Consider the following 13,514-nt stretch of genomic DNA (forward strand, 5'->3'; position numbering starts at 1 on the left):
TTATTTTTATGCGCAGAGGCCATGTTTTTTGTCATGACCTCATTGAATATTGGCGCGAATTGGCGCATTTTGCGCGAAATAGCGGTTACATTAGGGGATACCTCATGAGCGATCAGGATCAAGGCCAATCCAGCATTAAATATAAGCGGGTGATGCTTAAAATTTCTGGAGAGGCGCTGATGGGAGATCAGGGCTTTGGCCTGCACCCACCAACCGTTGAACGCATTGCGCGCGAAGTGAAAACGGTTCACGACATGGGCGTTGAGATTTGCATGGTTATCGGTGGCGGCAATATTTTCCGCGGGCTTCAAGGCTCTGCGCAGGGAATGGAACGCACCACGGCGGATTACATGGGCATGTTGGCTACCGTGATGAACGCCTTGGGCATGCAGGCTGCGATGGAAGATCTCGGCATCCACACGCGTGTGATTTCTGCGATCACAATGAATGAAGTGGCTGAACCCTACATTCGTCGTCGCGCTGTACGTCACTTGGAAAAAGGCCGCGTTTGCATCTTTGCCGCCGGGACAGGCAATCCATATTTCACCACAGACACAGCCGCCACGTTGCGCGCCAATGAAATGGCTTGTGAGGCGATCTTTAAAGGCACCAAAGTGGACGGCGTATACGACAAAGATCCTGCCAAGCACGCCGATGCGACGCGTTACGACAACGTGTCCTACGACGACGTTTTGGCCCAGCACCTAAACGTTATGGATGCCTCCGCTATTGCGCTTGCGCGCGACAATGACTTGCCAATCATCGTGTTCTCACTGGACGAACCGGGTGGGTTTAAAGGCATCTTGGCGGGCGAAGGCACCTATACAATCGTCAACTAAATCGTTGCGCGACGCGTAGCGCGCGTTCAGCCTTTTGGTTGAAGCCGCTGCGCTGGCGCGCCTTGCTCAGATCGCGCTGCGACTATACAAATGCCAGCAGACCGCGTAACACCACAATATAGATAGTTTAAAACCGAGGCCGCGAATACCATGTCCGAAGATTTCATGCTCGATACCGATGACCTAACCAAACGTATGGATGGTGCGATCGCCAATCTGCGCACTGAACTTGCGTCATTGCGGACAGGGCGCGGCTCTGGGACGATGCTTGAGCCGATCATGGTTGATGCTTACGGGTCTATGACGCCTATCAACCAAGTGGGCACTGTGAACGTTCCAGAACCACGCATGGTAACGATCAACGTGTGGGACAAAGGTCTCGTTGGCAAAGTTGAAAAGGCCATCCGTGAAAGTGGTTTGGGCATCAACCCACAGCTCAACGGCACTATCATCATGCTTCCGATTCCAGAGCTGAACGAAGAACGTCGTCGTGAATTGACCAAAGTGGCCGCCGGCTATGCCGAAAGTGCACGCGTGTCTATCCGCAACATTCGTCGCGATGGCATGGATCAGATCAAGAAAGCCAAAAACGACGGCATGTCTGAAGACGACCAGAAAATCTGGGAAAGTGAAGTGCAAGACATGACCAACGCCTTCATCAAGAAAGTCGACGAGACTTTGGACAACAAACAAGCCGAAATTATGCAAGTTTAAGATCAACGGCGTTTTATCGCTTGTCTAAGCGATTTTTCTGGCACGTCGGGCAAGGCTTTGATCTTATGTCTCTATGCGCACAGTTTGTCACGTGATGCGATCTTCTAAGGAGCCCTAGGTTCATGCCCGACACCGAAACTGGCCCAAACCACGTCGCCATTATTATGGACGGCAATGGTCGCTGGGCCCAGATGAAGGGAAAACCCCGACTATTTGGACATCACGCTGGTGCAAAGCGTGTCAAAGAAATCGTGCGGGCCTGTCCTGATCTTGGCGTCAAATACCTAACCATTTTCGCGTTTTCGACTGAAAATTGGAAAAGAACACAGGCAGAAGTTTCTGGGCTGATGTCGCTTTTTCGGCGTTATATCAAAGGCGAGATGAAGGATCTGATCCAAGAAGGTGTGCGTGTGCGGTTTATCGGGGATCGCCCACGTCTGGACGACAAACTGATCAAGATGATGGATGATCTTGAAAAGGTAACGGCGCAAAACGAAAAGGTCCATTTGACCATTGCGTTGAATTACGGCGGCCGTGACGAAGTATCGCGCGCGGTGAAAGAAATGGCGCGCGACGCCGCTTTGGGGACGCTTGATCCTGAAACTGTCGATGAAACCACGCTGACGCGGTATCTTGACACCCGCGTTTTGCCCGATCCAGATCTTGTGATCCGTACCTCAGGCGAGGCGCGTATTTCGAACTTCTTGCTTTGGCAATCAGCGTATTCCGAGTACGAATTTATCGACACCTTGTGGCCAGATTTCACGAAAGACGTCTTTGCGGAATGCACCGCGCGTTACGCCACGCGTGATCGTCGATTTGGAGCGGTGAAAGTATGACTGAGCGTCCTGTAAAAACACCACGCAACTGGCGCGATCTTGGACCGCGTGTGGCTTCGGCTGCTGTTATGATTGTTGTCGGCATTTTGGTGATTGTCTCAGGTCACAAAGCGTTTGAGGCGCTTTTGTCGATCGCAGCCATTATCGGCGTCTGGGAATTTTACAATATGGCGCGGTTTAAGTCGCATCAGGGCGGCGGGCTTATCACCGAAGATTTTTATGCACTGGGTGCGTATTTCGTCTTATTCGTAATTGGGCTTGCTGGGCTGTGGGGACTGTCGCTTTTGGCGGGTCCTGCAGGGCTGTTTTTCGTCGTTTCGATCGTGGTTGCCACGGATTCGATGGGTTATTTCGTGGGCCGAACGGTTGGCGGCAAAAAGTTTTGGCCAAGTGTCAGTCCGAAAAAGACATGGTCTGGTGTCATCGGCGGCTGGTTTGGTGCAGCTTTGATCGCAATGACGGCCGTTCTGATCGTACGTCTTGATCTATTTGAAAGCCTTATGATTGTGTTTTTCGCAGTCCTATTGTCCTTTGCATCGCAATTGGGTGACATCGCGCAAAGCTCCGTGAAGCGTCGCATGGGAATTAAGGACAGCTCAAACATCATTCCCGGCCATGGCGGTGTGTTAGATCGGTTCGACGCGCTCTTGGCTGTTGGCGCCGTTTTGTTCTTCTTGCGCTTGGTGACATGGTCGATGTGGGGCGCATCTTGAAACGCATATCCATTTTTGGTGCGACGGGTTCCATTGGCCAATCCACGATCGATCTGATTAAGCGTGATCAAAGCGCCTATGATGTGGTTGCCCTTACGGGCGGCGGCAATATTGCGCAGCTTGCACAAGATGCGCGAGATTTGTCCGCAGATATCGCGGTGACGGCCTATGAAGACCGTCTGCCGGAATTGCGCAAAGCATTGGCAGACACAGATATTGAATGCGCCGCGGGGCAGGCGGCCTTGGTTGAAGCGGCAGCGCGCCCAGCGGATTGGATCATGTCTGCGATTGTCGGGGCGGCTGGTCTGGCTCCCGGATTTGAAGCCCTCAAGCACGGTACGACTTTGGCGCTTGCTAACAAGGAAAGCCTTGTGACAGCTGGACCGCTTTTGCTGGCCGAAGCCGCAAAGCACGGTGCGCGCATTTTGCCGGTGGATTCGGAGCATTCCGCAGTCTTTCAAGCACTGGTTGGCGAAGAGATTTCCGAGGTTGAGCGGGTGATCATTACTGCCTCCGGTGGTCCGTTTCGCACTTGGACGTCTGAACAACTGAAAGGCGCAACTTTGGCGCAAGCCAGCGCGCACCCGTCATGGGACATGGGGCAGCGGATCACTATTGACAGCGCATCCATGTTTAACAAGGCAATGGAACTCATTGAGACAAAAGAGTTCTTTGGCCTTAACGCTGATCAAATTGAAACCATCGTTCACCCTGGGTCATACATTCATGCGCTGGTCGGGTTTCGGGATGGGGCTTTGATGGCTCACGTGGGTGCGCCGGATATGCGCCACGCTATTGGATATGCGCTCCATTGGCCTCAGCGCCGCGCTTTGCCAGTTGAGCGGTTGGATTTGGCCAAACTCGGTGCCTTCCACTTTGAAGCGCCAGATGAGGTTCGGTTTCCCGCTTTGCGTCTTGCACGCGAGGTGATGGAGATTGGCGGTTTGGCAGGAGCTACGTTTAATGCTGCAAAAGAGGCTGCGTTGGATATGTTCATCGCAGGTGACATCGGTTTTACCGATATGGCAGTCTATGTTGAGCAAGTGCTCGCACAAATGTCATCGGACTTGGGCGTTTTATCAGATCACATCCGATTGTCGGACGTCTATGAAGCAGACAGCGAAGCCCGCAAACGCACAATGGCCTTAGGTCAATCGTAATAAATGATTAATATCCGTGTCAGAACAATCGACGCGCAGATGATACACAGGACGCAAAAACAGTATGAGTAGTCTTCTTTCTCTTTTCGGCGGCGGTGCCTTTACTGTTGTGCTGTTTATCATTGCCTTGTCGATTGTGGTCACGATTCACGAATACGGTCACTACATTGTTGGCCGCTGGTCCGGCATCAAAGCGGATGTGTTTTCTGTTGGCTTTGGGAAACCGCTTATTCAGCGGACTGACAAGCACGGCACTGTTTGGCAAATCGCAGCCTTGCCACTAGGTGGCTATGTAAAATTTGCAGGTGACGCAAACGCTGCGTCTGGTCCTGATACGGCTTTGGTCCAAGACATGCCTGCAGACGCACGTCGCCACACAATGACTGGCGCGCCGCTTTGGGCACGCATGGCAACTGTTTTGGCCGGCCCTTTCTTCAATTTCATTTTCTCCTTCGTTTTGTTTGTGGGATTGCTGACGTTTTATGGCCAAATTCAAGACCGCTTGATTGTGGATGAGGTGACGCCTTTGCCTGCTGAAATTGGTTTGCAGGCTGGCGATGTCATCCTGTCCATTGATGGTCAGGATGTGCCCGAAATGGCAAGCATTGGGACGTTTATCACGTCTTTGCCACGTGAAGAGATGCTGACTTACACGGTTTTGCGTGATGGTTTTGAAACCACGATCACCGCGCCGCATCCGCACCCAGCATTGGTCTCAAGCGTTACAGTCAAATCCGCAGCCAAACGCGCAGGGGTGGAAATCGGTGATGTGATCACCGCGATTGACGGCGTGGCGGTCCCTACGTTTTTTGACCTACAAGAAGTTGTTAAAGCCAAAGATGGCGCTGAAATGACTATGAGCATCTGGCGCGCTGGCGAAACCTTTGACGTTCAATTGGCGGCACTGCCGCGGGATTTACCGCTGCCTGACGGCGGTTTTGAACGCCGCTGGCTGATCGGTGTTGGGGGCGGGTATTTCTTTTCGCCTGCAACGGAAAAACTTCCACTCACAGATGCTTTGACGTCGTCTTTGCGCCAAGTCTGGGGGATCATCACGATGTCCCTTTCAGGGATCGGTCATATGATCACGGGCGCGATTTCAACTTGTAATATGTCCGGTGCTATTGGCATGGCGCAGTTCATCGCAAGCGCACCGACCTTGGCGGATTATATTGGCAATATTGCTTTGATCTCGACGGCCATTGGTCTTCTCAACCTGCTGCCAATTCCAGTTTTGGATGGTGGGCATATGGTGTTCTACATTTATGAAGCAGTACGCGGCAAACCTCTGCCAGACCGTGCCGTGAATGTAATGATGGCTGTGGGTATGGCTGTTATCTTGTCCTTGATGGTGCTTGGACTAAGCAGCGACCTGTTTTGTAAATAGCGGGTCTGACTGCTAGTCTTGCGGATAGATTTCTAACCCATTTTTGAGCGTGCTTCGTTGGGGCCGCGCATTATATTTTGCATGCAAACGGACTTGGGTTTGCGCAACTGTATGCCTGTGTGCCAGTGAAGGGTCAGCATGCTTTTGACAAGGGCAATTAATCCCGTTACTCAAGCAATAACTTGGGTAAATGGATGAGCTTTCATGCGGTTTCAAAAACGTGGAAATAACAACGTCATGCGCAGCAGTTTTCCGCGCGCTTTGGCACTGTCTTGTGCAACTTTCGCGATGGGGACGACCGCTGCTGTCGTGGTGCCATCTGCCGCGTATGCGCAAGAGTTTCGATTTTCCTCCGTTGCCATTGAAGGCAATGGCCGCGTATCGGCAGAAACAATTTTGTCCTATGCAGGGATTGCGCGCGGTGAAGCCGTATCGGCAGGCGCCGTAAACGATGCGTATCAACGCGTTTTGGGGTCCGGTCTTTTCGAATCCGTCGAGTTTTTGCCTCAAGGTTCAAAGCTTGTAATTAAAGTCTCTGAGTTCCCGACGGTGTCTCGTATCAACATCGAGGGCAACTCAAAGATTTCCGACGATCAGTTATTGCCGGTGTTGCAGACCCAGGTGCGTCGCGTCTATTCGCCGGCTACGGTTGAATTTGATGCCGCAGCACTCACAGAAGCCTATGAGACCAAGGGGCAACTGGCCGCGACGGTTACGCCTCGGATTATTCGCCGGTCTGACAACCGTGTCGACGTGGTGTTTGAAGTCACCGAAGGTCGTGGCGTTGAAGTTGAACGTTTGACCTTCGTGGGCAACCGAAACTTCTCAGACGCGCGTTTGCGCCGCGTTTTGGAAACAAAACAAGCCGGCATTTTCCGCGCAATTGTCGGGCGCGATACCTTCGCAGAAGACCGCGTAGAGTTCGATAAACGCGTGTTGACCGATTTTTATACGTCTCGCGGATATGTTGATTTTGAAATTCTCAACGTTGCAGCTGAGTTTTCGCGTGAACGCAATGCCTATTTCTTGACCTTCAACGTGCGCGAAGGCCAAAGCTTTGATTTCGGCGCGATGACAACGGTTTCCAACATTCCCGAAGCGGATGCCGCAGACTTTCAACAGGTCTTGAACATTCGGGCCGGTCAAACCTATTCGCCTGTTGCTGTAGACAACGTCGTTGAACGGATGGAGCGGCTGGCGATCAAGAAGGGTATTGATTTCTTGCGCGTCGAGCCGCGCGTCACCCGCAACGACCGTGCCCAAACACTTGATATTGAATTCGTTTTGGTACGCGGTCCACGCGTGTTTGTCGAACGCATCGATATTGAAGGAAACGCCACGACCCTTGACCGTGTCATTCGTCAAAAGTTTGACGTTGTAGAAGGCGATCCCTTTAACCCACGCCAAATTCGGGAAACTGCGAGCCGCATTCGTGCTTTGGGCTTCTTCAGCGATGCGCGCGTGAATGCGCGCGCGGGGTCAAGCCCGCAACAGGTTGTGGTTGATGTCGATGTCGTTGAGAGCCCGACCGGCAGCTTTTCTTTCGGAGCGAACTATTCTGTATCATCAGGAGTCAATCTGGTTGCGTCCTTCAGCGAGCGCAACTTTTTGGGACGTGGGCAAACGCTTTCGTTCAATTTGACCACCAAACTTGATGACGGCAGCCTCAGCTTCAATTTTGTAGAGCCCGCATTCTTGGGCCGTGACGTGGCCTTCGGGCTTGCGGCAAACTACGGCGTCATTCGTCCAATTTATGCGTTGCACTCCGAAGAGCAGTTGTCTGTGTCTCCGAGCTTGACTTTCCCCGTATCCGAACGTGGTCGCTTGTCGCTACGCTACAGGGCCGGATTGTCTACTTTGACGAATCCAAATGATGCCGTGCTTCCTGCGATGATTGAAGACGATATCGCGGTCGGAGAGGTCTTTGAGCAGTCCGTTGGGTATTCGTATTCTTTTGATACGCGGCGCAATGGTGTGAACCCAAACGCAGGCATTTTGTTCAAGTTTAGCCAAGACTACGCCGGTCTTGGTGGGGACGTTGAGTATTTGAAAAATGCTATTGAATTGACCGCAGAAGCACAGGTTTTGAACGAAGAAGTTACTGTGCGCGCCACGCTTGAAGGCGGAATGATTGATGGCCTTGGCATGAACACACGCGTGTCTGATCGGTATTTCTCAAGCACTTCAAGACTCCGCGGGTTTGAGCCAGGTGGCATTGGCCCGCGCGATACGGCGACCGACCTTGCATTGGGTGGTAACTTCTTTGCGGCCGCGCGATTGGAAACGGTGTTTCCGCTGGGCCTGCCCGAAGAGTACGGCATCAAAGGTGGGGTATTCTTGGATCACGGCGCCATTTGGGGGCTTGATGACGCAACCGGCGCAGGTGGTAGTGAAAACCTCGCGTGGCGGACTGTTGTTGGGACGTCAATCTTCTTGCAAACACCTATTGGTCCATTGCGGTTTAACTTCACGCGTGCACTGGCCAAAGAAGATTACGATATCGAACAAACGTTTGATTTGACGATCGCGACGCAGTTTTAATGAAACGTCTGGGCTGGGCATATTGTGTGGCTGTTTCGGCTGTGCTGTCTGGCCCAGTCGTGGCTCAAGGTACCTCAAATTCAGGTGCAACGACGCCATCAGAGCAGGCACCACAACGCAGTGGGTTTCAGATTCCCGTTATTGCATTTGATCGTGATGCAATCTTTGCGGCATCAACGCTTGGTCAAAACCTTGACGCCAAGATTGAAGAACTTCGCAATAATCTCGTTAGTGAAAATGACGCGATTTATGCGGCGCTCGAAGCAGAGGAAAAAGAGCTTTCCATTCTCAAGAAGACCCTGACACCTGAAGAGTTCGCGGCGCGTGCAGAAGCCTTTGACGAGAAAGTGACATCTATTCGGGCCGCCCAGAAATCAAAGTCTGAAACTGTGCAAACCGTGTACGATGAAGGCCTGCGTGAGTTCGACGCGTCTCTCAACCTCGTTCTCACTGAAATTGCACAAGAAGTCGGTGCAATCGCCGTTTTTGAACGCAAGCAGATTTATCTGATGTCTGCTTCGATAGACATTTCACGAGGTGTGGTTGCGAGGATGAATGCCCGTGCTGCGGCAGCTGAAAACATTGTTACGGATGAGATCGTGATCGACCAAGGGGCTGATGTCGACAATGCGGATACTTCCCCAAAGTAAGTAACCCATACAAACCACATTCAAAACCAATTGTGGGGCATGCCGTCTTGTTTTCGCGCGACCGCATTGATACTGACTTCACTCAACACATTTTGGTTCACAAAATGCCAAAGGCGGGCGAACAATTCACGCGAGGTGCTGGACAACGGCACGTTGGCTCATCATGATTGAAAAACCGCGCGATAACTGTTGCGCCGGAAGAGTTACGAAAGACAAGGGACGGATATGACCGAGAGCTTCAAAACAGCAGACATCGATCTCATTCAACGCATTATTCCACATCGCTATCCATTTTTGTTGGTTGATCGCGTGGTTGACATCGATGGGGTAGACACCTGCACGGGGCTCAAAAACGTCACTTTCAACGAACCGCATTTCCAAGGCCACTTCCCAGGTGCGCCGATCATGCCGGGCGTGACAATCGTCGAAGCCATGGCGCAAACCGCAGCCGTAATGGTTGGCGTTGAAAAGGGTCTCGCTGACAAAGATTTTCTTGTTTACTTCATGTCGATCGAATCCTGCAAATTCCGCCGCAAGGTTGTCCCAGGTGACGTATTGAAAATGCACATCACAACCAAACGTGGTGGTGGTAAAGTGTGGAAATTCGAAGGTCGCGCAGAAGTTGACGGCGAAGTCGCCTGCACAGCCTCATTCACAGCGATGATGGATCTTCCAAAAGACTGATCCTTTTTGCGGTCGGGTCACTTTTCAAATTCGGAGCCCTCTATGAGCATCCATCCAAGTGCGAACATCCACCCATCGAGCGTGATCGAGGACGGTGCGATCGTGGGTGAAAACTGTGTTATCGGACCGTTTTGCCTTGTTGGACCTCAGGTGGTTTTGGGCGCAGGCGTGGAGTTGAAAAGCCATGTGGTTGTGTCAGGTGACACATTCATAGGTGATGATACCGTCATTTTCCAATTCGCTTCAATTGGCGCGATTCCGCAGGATTTGAAGTACGATGGCGAGCCCACCAAGCTGATTGTTGGCAAGCGCAACCGTATTCGCGAATATGTCACCTTGAACCTCGGTACGGCCCAAGGCGGCGGCGTGACCCGTGTGGGCGACGACAATTTGTTCATGGCCAGCGCGCACGTTGCCCATGATGTTCAGATTGGCAATCGTGTCATTTTGGTCAATTCGGTGGCTGTCGCAGGCCATTGCTTCATCGAAGACAACGTGATCATCGGCGGGCTATCTGGCATCCACCAGTTTGTGCGTATCGGGCAGGGCGCCATCATTGGCGCGCTCTCGATGGTGACAGCAGATGTCTTGCCGCATGCACTTGTCCAAGGGCCCCGTGCTGAGTTGGACGGGCTCAATTTGGTCGGCCTTAAGCGCAGTGGCGTTGCACGTGATGATATCAATCAATTGCGCGCAGCCTTTCAGATGCTCAAACAGGGCGAAGGGTCGTTTAAAGAACGCGCCATGCGCCTATCAGAAGACTTCGATAGCGAATACGTCGCTAAGATGATCGCCTTTGTCACTGGCGAAAGCGACCGTGGTTTTTTAACCCCTAAATAAGGTGATCCACGCGTGACCAGAACGGCCATTATTGCAGGATCAGGTGCGTTGCCACAGCTTTTGGCTGCCCAATTGGATGCGCCTGTCTATGTGACTTTGGACGCCACGCCTGTGCCTGAGGGCATCGCACATGTTTCTGCACGGATCGAAAAACTTGGGCGACTTTTCAAAGACCTCAAAGCGCTGGACGTTACCTCTGTTGCCTTTGCCGGTGCCATGGCGCGCCCGAAAGTGAACCCCGTGTTGATGGACCGCCATGCCATGCGTCTGGCCGTGTCTTTGACCAAGGGTGATGATGCGTTGCTGCGTGAGGTTCTTGAAATCTTTACCGATCAAGGCTTTTCTATCAAAAGTGCTGTGGATATTTGCCCCAAATTGGTCCTGTCCCAAGGTACAGTCTGGGGTGCCAAACCCAGCAAACAAGACGACAAAGACGCCGCACGCGCGCAAGAGGTCTTGTCTGCCTTGTCGCCATTGGATGTTGGCCAAGGGGCGGTTTGCGCAGGCGGCATGATGCTTGGGATCGAGACGCTGCAAGGCACGGATTCTATGCTGGCTTACGTGGCTGCGACACCAGATCATTTACGCCGCGCCAAAGGCGTGTTTGTGAAAGCGCCCAAGCACACCCAAGACATGCGCATTGATATGCCAACCATTGGCCCTGACACGATTGATGCCGTGATCAAAGCAGGGCTTGCGGGGCTTGTCATCCCGGCCGAGAAAGTCATTGTTCTGGACCGTGCCAGTGTCAAATCCCGCGTTGAAGAGGCAGGTATTTTCCTGAAAGCACTATGAGCAAGCTCAAGGTCTTTATCATCGCAGGCGAGCAATCTGGCGACAAACTGGGTGCTGCTGCGATGGCTGGGCTGGCGTCCTTGCAAGAGGTTGAGTTCCAAGGCGTCGGTGGACCTTTGATGGCTGAGCAGGGCCTGCAAAGCCTGTTCCCCATGGATGAGCTGTCCTTGATGGGCATCCTAGAAATCCTGCCCAAATATTTTCACCTCAAACGCCGCATTAAAGAGACCGCCGAAGCCGCCATCGCGTGGCAACCGGATGTGATCTTGACCATCGATAGCCCTGATTTCTGTCTGCGTGTGGCCGATATCGTCAAGGCTCAGTCTGATCTGCGCGTCTGCCACTATGTTGCCCCCACGGTCTGGGCGTGGCGGCCTGAGCGCGCTGCCAAAATGGCCACCAAAGTCGATCAGGTTCTGGCTCTGTTTCCGTTTGAGCCGCCGTATTTTGAGGCAGAAGGGCTGCGCTGTGATTTTGTCGGCCACCCTGTGTCCACCGAAGCAATCGCCAAGGGCGAAGACGTCACCGAGTTTCGCAGTGCCTTCCAAATCGGCGATGCGCCCTTGGTTTTGGTCCTACCCGGATCGCGCAAAGGCGAAGTGGCAAGGCTGTCGGATGATTTTGGCAAGACCCTTGGCATTTTCGCGAAATCACACCCCGACGCGCGCTATGTCTTGCCTATGGCTGGCCCAGTTGAGGCTTTGGTGCGTGAAAAAACCGCGTCTTGGCCTGTGAAGCCCATTTTGATTTCTGCCTCCGATAAAGAATCTAAGAGCGCAGCCTTTAAAGCTGCGGACATCGCTCTGGCGGCCTCTGGCACGGTGTCACTGGAACTTGCTGCCAATCAAACGCCGATGGTGATCGCTTATAAAATGCAATGGCTGACGCAAAAAATCGTCGAGCGCAAATTGCTGATCGACACCGTGACTTTGGTCAATCTGGTGTCCGAAACCCGTGTGGTGCCGGAGTTTTTGGCGCAAAACTGTCAACCCGACCCAATTGCCAAATCTCTCAGCGATGTTCTGCAAAACCCCGACGCTCAAAGCGCAGCACTTGATCTCACCATGCAGCGTTTAGGGCAGGGCGGCGAAGCGCCTGGTTTGCTGGCCGCAAAGGCAATTTTGGATGGGATATCGCGGGCTTAATACCCGCGCCAAATCCATCCACCACCAAAGATACGTGTGCTGTTGTCGTCGTAGAACACACAAGCCTGCCCCGCTGAAACACCTTCTTCGGCCACAATCAACTCAACCTCTGCTTCTGTATCAGAAATAGGCCGAATGATTGCCTCGCGTGGAGGACGAGTCGAACGCACTCGCACCAAAACATGCCATTCTTCGCGTGATGACAAAGGCTCATCACCCAGCCAATTGATTTCACGCACTGGGATTTTGCGAGTGGCAAGCATTTCTTTCGGGCCAACGATGACCTGCTTTTGCTCCACATCCAGTTTCACCACATACAATGGATCGGCCAAGCCGCCGATGCCAAGCCCGCGGCGTTGTCCGACAGTATAATGCAACACCCCGTTGTGCTGGCCCAGCACAGTACCCTCAGTGTCCACAATATCGCCCGGTTCAGCCGCACCTGGACGCAGCTTTTCAATCACGGACGCATAGTTACCGTTCGGCACAAAGCAAATGTCTTGGCTGTCGGGCTTATCCGCCACGGCCAATCCGTATTTCGACGCCAAAGCGCGGGTTTCGTCTTTTGATTTCAAATGCCCCAAAGGAAACCGCAAGTAATCCAGCTGTTGTTCTGTCGTTGAAAACAAGAAATAGCTCTGATCACGATTGCCGTCGGCGGCCGAATGCAACTCTGCGCCGTTCTCGCCCATTTTGCGCTGAATGTAATGCCCCGTGGCCATACAATCTGCATCCAGATCCTTCGCCGTTTCCAACAGATCCTTAAACTTCACCCGCTCATTGCAACGAATGCAGGGCACAGGAGTAGCCCCCGCCAAGTAGCTGTCAGCAAATTCATCAATCACCGCGTCTTTGAACACATTCTCGTAGTCCAAGACGTAATGCGGGAAACCCATCTCTTCGGCCACGCGCCGCGCATCGTGAATGTCACGACCCGCACAACAAGCACCCTTTTTTGACAAAGCGGCCCCGTGGTCATAAAGCTGCAAAGTCACGCCAACCACATCATAGCCTTCTTCGGCCAGCTGCGCCGCTACGACAGAGCTGTCAACGCCGCCAGACATGGCGACGACAACCCGTGTTTCAGACGGGGGCTTGGCGAAACCAAGAGAATTGATGGGATGCGTTACGGCACCTGAAGCAGTGGTCATGACCGAGACCTTTCCAGAACTAGCTCAAAAGTTATGAAAATCCTATATATTCTCTA

Annotated in this window: 13 protein-coding genes; 12 read left to right on the forward strand and 1 reads right to left on the reverse strand. The window is 52.7% G+C overall.

Features of this window, described 5'->3' with window-relative positions; genetic code table 11:
* Positions 1-104 precede the first annotated feature (104 nt).
* The 12 genes from pyrH to lpxB all read left to right on the forward strand — a co-directional run bounded on the left by pyrH (position 105) and on the right by lpxB (position 12,307).
* Positions 105-839: a UMP kinase gene (gene pyrH / locus ABF287_RS01685; RefSeq protein WP_347183290.1), complete on the forward strand. Its 735-nt coding sequence runs from the start codon at positions 105-107 to the stop codon at positions 837-839.
* A 150-nt stretch (positions 840-989) separates the two neighbouring features.
* Complete coding sequence (gene frr, locus ABF287_RS01690; protein WP_347183291.1) at positions 990-1,553, forward strand: ribosome recycling factor; 564 nt, start codon at positions 990-992, stop codon at positions 1,551-1,553.
* Positions 1,554-1,675: 122 nt separating this feature from the next.
* A complete protein-coding gene (locus ABF287_RS01695) occupies positions 1,676-2,392 on the forward strand; it encodes an isoprenyl transferase (RefSeq protein WP_347183292.1) in 717 nt (238 codons plus the stop codon).
* Complete coding sequence (locus tag ABF287_RS01700; RefSeq protein ID WP_347183293.1) at positions 2,389-3,105, forward strand: phosphatidate cytidylyltransferase; 717 nt, start codon at positions 2,389-2,391, stop codon at positions 3,103-3,105. Before ABF287_RS01695 ends, ABF287_RS01700 begins: the two co-directional genes overlap by 4 nt.
* Complete coding sequence (dxr, locus tag ABF287_RS01705) at positions 3,102-4,265, forward strand: 1-deoxy-D-xylulose-5-phosphate reductoisomerase (protein WP_347183294.1); 1,164 nt, start codon at positions 3,102-3,104, stop codon at positions 4,263-4,265. The genes ABF287_RS01700 and dxr overlap by 4 nt, the downstream gene beginning before the upstream one ends.
* 64 nt (positions 4,266-4,329) lie before the next feature.
* Positions 4,330-5,652: an RIP metalloprotease RseP gene (gene rseP, locus ABF287_RS01710; RefSeq protein ID WP_347183295.1), complete on the forward strand. Its 1,323-nt coding sequence runs from the start codon at positions 4,330-4,332 to the stop codon at positions 5,650-5,652.
* 204 nt (positions 5,653-5,856) lie between these two features.
* Positions 5,857-8,193 carry an outer membrane protein assembly factor BamA gene (gene bamA / locus ABF287_RS01715; RefSeq protein WP_347183296.1) on the forward strand — a complete coding sequence of 779 codons (2,337 nt, stop codon included), beginning with the start codon at positions 5,857-5,859 and terminating at the stop codon, positions 8,191-8,193.
* Positions 8,193-8,843, forward strand: coding sequence for an OmpH family outer membrane protein (locus tag ABF287_RS01720; protein WP_347183297.1), 651 nt, complete (start codon positions 8,193-8,195; stop codon positions 8,841-8,843). The genes bamA and ABF287_RS01720 overlap by 1 nt, the downstream gene beginning before the upstream one ends.
* A 225-nt stretch (positions 8,844-9,068) precedes the next feature.
* On the forward strand, positions 9,069-9,527 hold the full coding sequence (fabZ, locus tag ABF287_RS01725) for a 3-hydroxyacyl-ACP dehydratase FabZ (RefSeq protein WP_347183298.1): 459 nt from the start codon (positions 9,069-9,071) through the stop codon (positions 9,525-9,527).
* 42 nt (positions 9,528-9,569) lie between these two features.
* Complete coding sequence (gene lpxA, locus ABF287_RS01730) at positions 9,570-10,367, forward strand: acyl-ACP--UDP-N-acetylglucosamine O-acyltransferase (protein WP_347183299.1); 798 nt, start codon at positions 9,570-9,572, stop codon at positions 10,365-10,367.
* 12 nt (positions 10,368-10,379) lie between these two features.
* The gene (gene lpxI, locus ABF287_RS01735) at positions 10,380-11,162 is read left to right on the forward strand and encodes a UDP-2,3-diacylglucosamine diphosphatase LpxI (protein WP_347183300.1); all 783 of its coding nucleotides are present in this window, start codon (positions 10,380-10,382) and stop codon (positions 11,160-11,162) included.
* Positions 11,159-12,307, forward strand: a complete 1,149-nt coding sequence (gene lpxB / locus ABF287_RS01740) for a lipid-A-disaccharide synthase (RefSeq protein WP_347183301.1) — start codon at positions 11,159-11,161, stop codon at positions 12,305-12,307. Before lpxI ends, lpxB begins: the two co-directional genes overlap by 4 nt.
* Here lpxB and mnmA read toward each other — a convergent pair.
* Positions 12,304-13,458: a tRNA 2-thiouridine(34) synthase MnmA gene (gene mnmA / locus ABF287_RS01745; protein WP_347183302.1), complete on the reverse strand. Its 1,155-nt coding sequence runs from the start codon at positions 13,456-13,458 to the stop codon at positions 12,304-12,306. The genes lpxB and mnmA overlap by 4 nt on opposite strands.
* Positions 13,459-13,514 lie beyond the last annotated feature (56 nt).

Source organism: Pacificibacter sp. (genome assembly GCF_039769035.1).
Lineage (GTDB): Bacteria > Pseudomonadota > Alphaproteobacteria > Rhodobacterales > Rhodobacteraceae > Celeribacter.

Coding starts and splice junctions, on each gene's coding strand:
- pyrH (WP_347183290.1), top strand. CDS start 105: ATGAGCGATCAGGATCAAGGCCAATCCAGCATTAAATATAAGCGGGTG.
- fabZ (WP_347183298.1), top strand. CDS start 9,069: ATGACCGAGAGCTTCAAAACAGCAGACATCGATCTCATTCAACGCATT.
- ABF287_RS01695 (WP_347183292.1), top strand. CDS start 1,676: ATGCCCGACACCGAAACTGGCCCAAACCACGTCGCCATTATTATGGAC.
- lpxA (WP_347183299.1), top strand. CDS start 9,570: ATGAGCATCCATCCAAGTGCGAACATCCACCCATCGAGCGTGATCGAG.
- lpxB (WP_347183301.1), top strand. CDS start 11,159: ATGAGCAAGCTCAAGGTCTTTATCATCGCAGGCGAGCAATCTGGCGAC.
- mnmA (WP_347183302.1), bottom strand. CDS start 13,458: ATGACCACTGCTTCAGGTGCCGTAACGCATCCCATCAATTCTCTTGGT.
- ABF287_RS01720 (WP_347183297.1), top strand. CDS start 8,193: ATGAAACGTCTGGGCTGGGCATATTGTGTGGCTGTTTCGGCTGTGCTG.
- frr (WP_347183291.1), top strand. CDS start 990: ATGTCCGAAGATTTCATGCTCGATACCGATGACCTAACCAAACGTATG.
- bamA (WP_347183296.1), top strand. CDS start 5,857: ATGCGGTTTCAAAAACGTGGAAATAACAACGTCATGCGCAGCAGTTTT.
- ABF287_RS01700 (WP_347183293.1), top strand. CDS start 2,389: ATGACTGAGCGTCCTGTAAAAACACCACGCAACTGGCGCGATCTTGGA.
- rseP (WP_347183295.1), top strand. CDS start 4,330: ATGAGTAGTCTTCTTTCTCTTTTCGGCGGCGGTGCCTTTACTGTTGTG.